Raw genomic sequence first — 6,911 nt, 5'->3', positions numbered from 1 at the left:
TTATAAACTTTTAAATTTATTTTTTAAAATTTATACTTATTATATTCAATAAAAAGAAACATAATGATAAATATTATATAACATTATTCTTTGCAATGTATAACTCTTCATTAAAACGATATAGAATATTCATTATTTTTTATGATATAGGTTAAAAGTTTTAGATATATTTATATTGTTTCAAAAAAATCAATTCTTCCTCTCATAACTTAATTGTCTTACCAGCCATTTCCATTATAAAAGTGGTATTCTATCCTTAGAAAACAATAGCTATGACAGCTAATGAATAGAAGGATATGAATGGTAAAGACTTATCACGATGCTATTTTTGCCAGTGTATAAAATTTATATTTTTACACTTGCATCAATGTTTGTGATTCTAACACACAAACAGAGCGATTAACATATTCTAACATAGGATTGTGTATGACCCACACTTTTACAACGCCTCCCAAAGCATCTAGAATCACTCATAAGGAAGTCTATTATGGTATTTTTCGTGATGATCCCTATCATTGGCTACGTGCATCTAACTGGCAAGATGTTTTTAAAAATCCTAACTGTCTTGATCTTAATATTCGAGATCATCTTGAAAAAGAAAATGCTTATCAAGCGGCTCAAATGGCTGATACCAAGCCATTACAAGATTTGCTTTTTACTGAAATGAAAGGCAGGATCCAAGAGAATGATAGTTCAGTTCCTATAAAAAATGGACCTTTTGCTTACGGATTTTCTTATGTTACTGGGGGGCAACAGCCACATTATTTTCGAACGCCAAGGAATGGTGGAGAAAGACATGTTTATCTTAATGGTGATCTTTTGGCTGAAGGTAAAAAATATTTCAATTTTGGTTCAGTTCAAGAATCTCCTGATCATAGATATGTTATATGGACCTATGACGATAAAGGATCAGAATTCTATACAGCTAAAATTCGTAATTTAGAAACATTGTCTGATTTTACGGACACCATAATTAACACATCTGGACAAATTGTGTGGGACGCTCAATCTGAAGGTTTTTTCTATACAAAGGTGGATGAAAACCACCGACCTTCAGAGCTCTATTACCATCGCTTAAATACGGATCAGTCACAGGATAAGCTTATTTTTCGTGAAGATAATCCAGGTTTTTTCTTAAATGTAAGCGGTTCTAAGCTTCATGATGTTATTTATATTAATATTCATGATCATGAAACATCAGAGATCTGGTTAATTCCTGCTGAAGCGCCTCTTAGCGTTCCTCAATGTGTACGAAAACGGCAAAAAGGTGTTGAATATTCACTTACAAAAGGTGGTGATGTCTTTTATATTCTTACCAATTTAGATAATGCAAAGGACTTTAAAATAATGGTTGCGCCGCATGAAGCGCCGCAATCAGAAAATTGGTCCGAACTGGTGTCCCATCAGCTTGGACGTTTGATCCTATCCCATGATGCCTATCAAGACTTTCTTATTTGGCTCGAACGCTTTGAAGGTCTTCCTCGTATAAAAATTATGGAGCGTACGACGAAACAAATCCATTCCATTGCTTTTGATGAAGAGGCTTATTCTTTAGGTCTCCAAGGTGCAGCCGAATATAATAGTCAGTCCATTCGTTTTTCTTATTCATCTATGACAACGCCTGATCAAGTATTTGAGTATGAGATGAAAAGTCGCAAACGAGTATTATTAAAGATGCAAGTAATTCCCTCTGGCCATAATAAAGATGACTATATAACGCGACGTATTATGGCCACGGCAGAGGATGGTGAGAAAATTCCCATCTCACTTTTTTATCATAAAACAACACCCCTTAATGGTTGTGCACCTTGTCTGCTTTACGGTTATGGTGCTTATGGTATCTCTATACCAGCCAGTTTCAATAGTAATATCCTTTCTCTGGTAAATAGAGGTTTTATTTATGCTATTGCCCATATTCGTGGAGGCAAAGAAAAAGGGGTTGAATGGTATGAGAAAGGAAAACATCTTTTTAAATATAACACATTTACCGACTTTATTGCTTGTGGGCGTTATCTTGTAAACAATAAATTCACAGCGCATGATCGGCTTATTGCGCATGGTGGTTCGGCAGGAGGAATGTTGATGGGAGCTATTGCCAATATAGCGCCACAGGATTTTGCTGGGATTATAGCCAATGTCCCTTTTGTTGATGTTTTAACCACGATGTTAGATGCTTCTTTACCTCTAACGCCTCCTGAATGGCCTGAATGGGGAAATCCTCTTGAATCACAAGAAGATTATAATCTTATAGCTTCCTATTCTCCCTATGATAATATCAAGGCGCAAAAGTACCCCCCTATGCTTGTGATAGCAGGATTAACAGATCCTCGTGTAACTTATTGGGAACCTGCAAAATGGGTAGCAAAATTGCGTGCGTTAAAAACAGATGATAATGCAATCTTATTGCGTATTAATATGGATGCAGGGCACGCTGGTGCGGCTGGACGTTTTTCAAAGTTAGAAGAAGTTGCTTATATCTATGCATATATTCTAAAGGTAGCAGGAAAAGATTGCTGCTAATCTATAATCTCTTTGCTTGTCAGTTCCTATAATTTACTGAATGATAGGGACTGACAGATATTAAAAAATTATCTAGATGGTTTACAATCCGCAATCTTCATAAAGTTTTAAAACATAATCCCAATTGATCAAATGATCCACGAAAGCTTCGAGATATTTCGGACGAGCATTGCGATAGTCAATATAATAGGAATGTTCCCACACATCCACACCTAGAATAGGTTGAGCATCATGAACCAAAGGATTTTCACCATTAGGCGTTTTCATAATTTCAAGCTTGCCATTTTTAACAGCAACCCAAGCCCATCCAGAGCCAAATTGGGCACCACCAGCAGCAATAAAGTCAGCACGGAATTTGTCATAGCCACCTAGATCAGATTCGATAACTTTTGCTAGTTTTTCAGGCAGCTTTTGACCACCACTATCTTTTTTCATCCAATGCCAAAAATGGTTATGATTGTAATATTGCGCTGCATTATTAAACAAACCAATATTTTTTCCAAAACTTTTTTTAACAATCTCTTCAAGGCTTTCATTTTCCAAGCCTGCGTCTTTTATAAGGTTGTTGGTATTGGTAAGATAAGCGAGGTGGTGCTTATCATGATGATATTCAAGCGTTTCGCGTGACATATAGGGCGAAAGAGCATCGTAATCATAAGGCAATGCAGCCAATTCAAAAGCCATTTAAAAATCTCCTCGATTCTAATTGTTAAGCTTATTTTAAAAGTCTAATTTGCCATTTGCAGCATCTAAAAGCAAATGTTGAATGCTTATATATGTTAATTAATTTTAATGTCTCTCTTTTTGTAAAATGAGTTTTTAGGAAATGTATGCTCATCCATCAAAAAAGGACACGGGTCTCTATAGATAGTACTTCTGAGGATTTTTTTACATCTATGAACGAATAAAAATATCATGATCTTTTAAAGGGAAAAAATGGAGATAGTTCTTATTTCTTGTTCTTATACCTCAAAAACTTTTTCAAGTTACTGATATTTTATGGTGTTTACAACAGAATCTTAAGTCATATTGTTAAGAGATATTTTTCAACGCGCTTGATTTCATTTTATGGGGCTATCCATGAATAATATGACATATAAAACCATTAGATTTTACCATCTTTACACTTAATGAAAGGGCACAGCGGTCTATCCTATATTTTGCTAGTTCTAATGCGGTGCTAACTTTTGTTTTAATTGAGCAAAATGAGATTTGAAGATATCAAGGAAAGTATATGCTAATTTCTTTAAAGACACGCGTAGACGATAAGATTTTTATTTTTTGTTTTTAGAAAATCAATAAAAGAGCAAAATAATTTATGGATAAGTGGTTATGATTTGTGTTAGAAGGACAGCTGTATATTATTTTGCTGCGAATGTGTATCGCTGCAGTTATTGTACAAGGCATGGGAACTTTATAATCGTGGGAACTTTATCATAAAGTAGAGACTTTATGATAAAAAAGTAAGGTCTTTTACTTTCAGATATTGCGTCCAATCACAGGAATCGCTATAAGGTGCAAAAGTAATTATAAAGTGTATTTTTTGGGGTATAGCCAAGCGGTAAGGCACCGGTTTTTGGTACCGGCATTCCCTGGTTCGAATCCAGGTACCCCAGCCAATATTGAATCGAATCAATAATTTATATAAAGGTAAGGGAATTTTAATTCCGTTGACTTTATTAACTTATTTCTCTGTCTATCCCGAACCTTTTTGTAGCTTATTCTCAATCATTTTATCCAAATATGTAACCAGATTTTCCAGTACCTTACTTGACTCTTATTTTTATTAATCGTATAGTGCTGGTATGCGATAAGGGGTGCTAATGGCAATTGTGAGTTTCAAACATAAGGGCTTAAAATTATTTTACACAACAGGTTCTACAAAAGTTATTCGACCAGATCATGTAAAGAAATTACGCGTTATCTTAACGGCTTTAACAAGTGCGACGACGCCCGAAATGTTAAGAGCACCTGCCTTTAAAATGCATCCTCTTAAAGGTGAACTTACAGGATACTATTCTATATGGGTGAATGGAAATTGGCGCGTTACTTTTCACTTTATAGGAACAGATGTGGAGCTTGTTGATTATCAAGATTACCATTGATGAAAGGAACGAAAACAAATGATGCATAACCCCGCACATCCGGGCGAAGTTCTAAAAGTAGCTTTCTTAAAAGAAATGGGGATAACGATACAAAAGTTAGCGGATCATCTCCATATGACAAGAGCTTCTCTATCAAGAGTGATTAACGGTCATGCTTCTATGAGTACTGAACTTGCAATTAAATTAGAATTAGCTGGTTTTAGTAAAGCAAAATTTTGGTTGGATATGCAAACGAATTATAATTTATGGCAAACAATGCAACAGACACAACCACCTATTTCTCCTCTGGTTTCTGATGCACCTCAAACGTCGCTTTGATTTCGTTTATAATTTTGACGAGGCTTTGGTTTGTTTTTTAGCTGCCGCACATTGCTCTAACCTTTTTGAAGTTTTTTTATGGCTTCTATTGCAAGGCGTTTTCTATCGGCTGTTTTGGTATAAAGGGATGCCATTTTATCTTCTGACCAGCCAAAAAGCGCTTTCATTTGCGAAACTGTAGCACCAGCATTAGCGGCGCGTGTTGCTGCTAATTTTCGCAAGCCGTGTGCCGATTTTTTAATTCCTGCTGTATTACATGCTTCACGAAAAAGGTTACCAAAACTTTCTTTTACGAGCTTATTTCCACCTTTTCCGCAAATGAATGTTTCATCACCTACGGGACCAGCTTCAAGCATTTTGGCTAATTCTGGTAAAATAGGGAGAAAAACATCTGTTTTAAATTGGCTCTTTTCTGTTTTGAGATGAATGATATTATCTTTTACATCTTTCCAACCGATACGAACGGCATCACCACGGCGTAAGCCCGTATATAAAAGAACATCAACCCATACGCGTTCATGGGTACCGATAGCCCATTGTTTATAATATTTATCGATATCCTCTTCTAGCCATGGCGCTAATCCTACGCTGTTAAGAGATTTTGGTGCTTTTATATTAAAAGCAGGATTTCTATTTAAAAGGGCATTATCAACCGCCCAATTAAAGAGACCATTTAAAGAAGTCAAAAAGTGTCTTGCTGCTGCGGGGGTAGCACGCCTTCTTTCCACGGCGTCAAGGATATGATGTTTTTCTATGCTTTTATATGCGCGCTCACCAATATGTTTAGAAACATTGTTTAGAATTCGATACTTAACTTTTTTAGTAGATTCTGATTGATTATGCCATTGCATGCTTTGTAAATATTGATGCAACAACCAATCGAAAGAGCCCTCTACAAGTCTGGTTTGTTTTCTTTTTTGGGAGGTGCCATTTTGCGCTTGCTTAAGAGCAAGCGTATAATTATCGACAAACTCTTGCGTTCCATAGGTTCCTTCAATCCGAAATCGTGTTCCATGACCAATACGTACATACCATATGATTTTACCATGGCGTGTGCGTTCACAAACAAGATATGGTGGACGACGTTTTGGCATGGCTAAAACTTTATACCGTCGACAGAACGACAAATTTTACTGGTATCGTAGTCTTCTTGTTCATTTTCAAGCGGTGGAAAATCGTCAATGTTATAAGTATTATCTGTCGCTCTGGGTGTTACGATTTTATTGATATGAATTAATAATTCACCAGTAGGCTTGATTTCTACCACCTCTGCTCCTTGTTTTTTAGCTTCTCGTAAAGCCCGTGCAATGGCTGGTTGCGTGATAGTAGGTGGGCGGTGTGCCATATCTGTTCCCCTTGATTTTAGCTACAATTCACCCGTGTTGTGAATCATATATTTGTTGAAAGTTGTGGTAAGAGGGTGGGGATGCTGGGAGGAGAGAGCACCCCCATAACGTCAAGCGGCTTTTGTCAAAATCTTTTGCATCTCTTGTTCTATTTCTGCTAAAAAGACCTCGACCGCTTGATTAATCTGTTCAATGTGTTCTTCATCACGGTGAATGCGTTTGATTTTCATGCGCAGGTATGTTGATTGCCTCGTAAAACGTGGATCATAACTAATAAAATCACACCATTTTCACCCGGTACAAGCCATTTGGAATTGCATTTGCGCGCGATATTCARGCTTTATATGGTCATCTATAAAAAAACGTAGATGATTTGGTGATTGTGGGCATTTGACTTCAACTAAACCGTCATCACCAACAAACCCATCAGGACTAGCCCCCGCCATTTGGATTGTGGGGTGTTGGATAAAACCGCATTGAGAGACTTCAGTATCATAAATGAATGCATATTCTTTCAAGGCATCTTCTTCATGTTCAATGCCCCATTGCATAGCAGGTGTTGTATAAAATTGGCTTATTTCTCCTGTTAAACGCTCTGTCATAAGCTTAATTTTATAGTCTT

The 6,911-nt window shown here is 36.5% G+C and carries 6 protein-coding genes, 1 tRNA gene and 1 pseudogene; 4 read left to right on the top strand and 4 right to left on the bottom strand.

All coding sequences use genetic code 11. The annotated features are described in order from the left end of the window. Window positions 1-426: 426 nt before the first annotated feature. Window positions 427-2,520, top strand: coding sequence for a S9 family peptidase (locus CEV08_RS08590; RefSeq protein WP_100131206.1), 2,094 nt, complete (start codon window positions 427-429; stop codon window positions 2,518-2,520). Between the two features lie 81 nt (window positions 2,521-2,601). On the opposite strand, the gene CEV08_RS08585 is transcribed toward CEV08_RS08590, so the two are convergent. Further along, a complete protein-coding gene (locus tag CEV08_RS08585) occupies window positions 2,602-3,204 on the bottom strand; it encodes a superoxide dismutase (RefSeq protein WP_100131205.1) in 603 nt (200 codons plus the stop codon). Window positions 3,205-4,064: 860 nt separating this feature from the next. Here CEV08_RS08585 and CEV08_RS08580 point away from each other — a divergent pair. The 3 genes from CEV08_RS08580 (at window position 4,065) to CEV08_RS08570 (ending at window position 4,943) form a co-directional block, all read left to right on the top strand. Further along, window positions 4,065-4,139: transfer RNA gene (locus CEV08_RS08580), tRNA-Gln, on the top strand. A 204-nt stretch (window positions 4,140-4,343) separates the two neighbouring features. Then, window positions 4,344-4,625, top strand: coding sequence for a type II toxin-antitoxin system RelE/ParE family toxin (locus CEV08_RS08575; RefSeq protein ID WP_100131204.1), 282 nt, complete (start codon window positions 4,344-4,346; stop codon window positions 4,623-4,625). A gap of 18 nt (window positions 4,626-4,643) precedes the next feature. Next, on the top strand, window positions 4,644-4,943 hold the full coding sequence (locus tag CEV08_RS08570; protein WP_100131203.1) for a HigA family addiction module antitoxin: 300 nt from the start codon (window positions 4,644-4,646) through the stop codon (window positions 4,941-4,943). A gap of 56 nt (window positions 4,944-4,999) precedes the next feature. Here CEV08_RS08570 and CEV08_RS08565 read toward each other — a convergent pair whose 3' ends face one another. The 3 genes and pseudogenes from CEV08_RS08565 to CEV08_RS08555 form a co-directional block, all read right to left on the bottom strand. Beyond that, window positions 5,000-6,037: a tyrosine-type recombinase/integrase gene (locus CEV08_RS08565; protein WP_100131202.1), complete on the bottom strand. Its 1,038-nt coding sequence runs from the start codon at window positions 6,035-6,037 to the stop codon at window positions 5,000-5,002. Between the two features lie 2 nt (window positions 6,038-6,039). Next, on the bottom strand, window positions 6,040-6,288 hold the full coding sequence (locus CEV08_RS08560) for a hypothetical protein (protein ID WP_100131201.1): 249 nt from the start codon (window positions 6,286-6,288) through the stop codon (window positions 6,040-6,042). A 111-nt stretch (window positions 6,289-6,399) separates the two neighbouring features. Further along, a pseudogene (locus tag CEV08_RS08555) lies at window positions 6,400-6,911 on the bottom strand (lambda exonuclease family protein); the annotation flags it as partial.

It is taken from the genome of Bartonella tribocorum (assembly GCF_002778015.1).
Taxonomy (GTDB): domain Bacteria; phylum Pseudomonadota; class Alphaproteobacteria; order Rhizobiales; family Rhizobiaceae; genus Bartonella; species Bartonella tribocorum_B.
Note: the sequence above shows the minus strand (reverse complement) of the source record. Positions and strands in the feature narration are given on the sequence as shown.

Coding starts and splice junctions, on each gene's coding strand:
- CEV08_RS08590 (WP_100131206.1), top strand. CDS start 427: ATGACCCACACTTTTACAACGCCTCCCAAAGCATCTAGAATCACTCAT.
- CEV08_RS08585 (WP_100131205.1), bottom strand. CDS start 3,204: ATGGCTTTTGAATTGGCTGCATTGCCTTATGATTACGATGCTCTTTCG.
- CEV08_RS08575 (WP_100131204.1), top strand. CDS start 4,344: ATGGCAATTGTGAGTTTCAAACATAAGGGCTTAAAATTATTTTACACA.
- CEV08_RS08570 (WP_100131203.1), top strand. CDS start 4,644: ATGATGCATAACCCCGCACATCCGGGCGAAGTTCTAAAAGTAGCTTTC.
- CEV08_RS08565 (WP_100131202.1), bottom strand. CDS start 6,037: ATGCCAAAACGTCGTCCACCATATCTTGTTTGTGAACGCACACGCCAT.
- CEV08_RS08560 (WP_100131201.1), bottom strand. CDS start 6,288: ATGGCACACCGCCCACCTACTATCACGCAACCAGCCATTGCACGGGCT.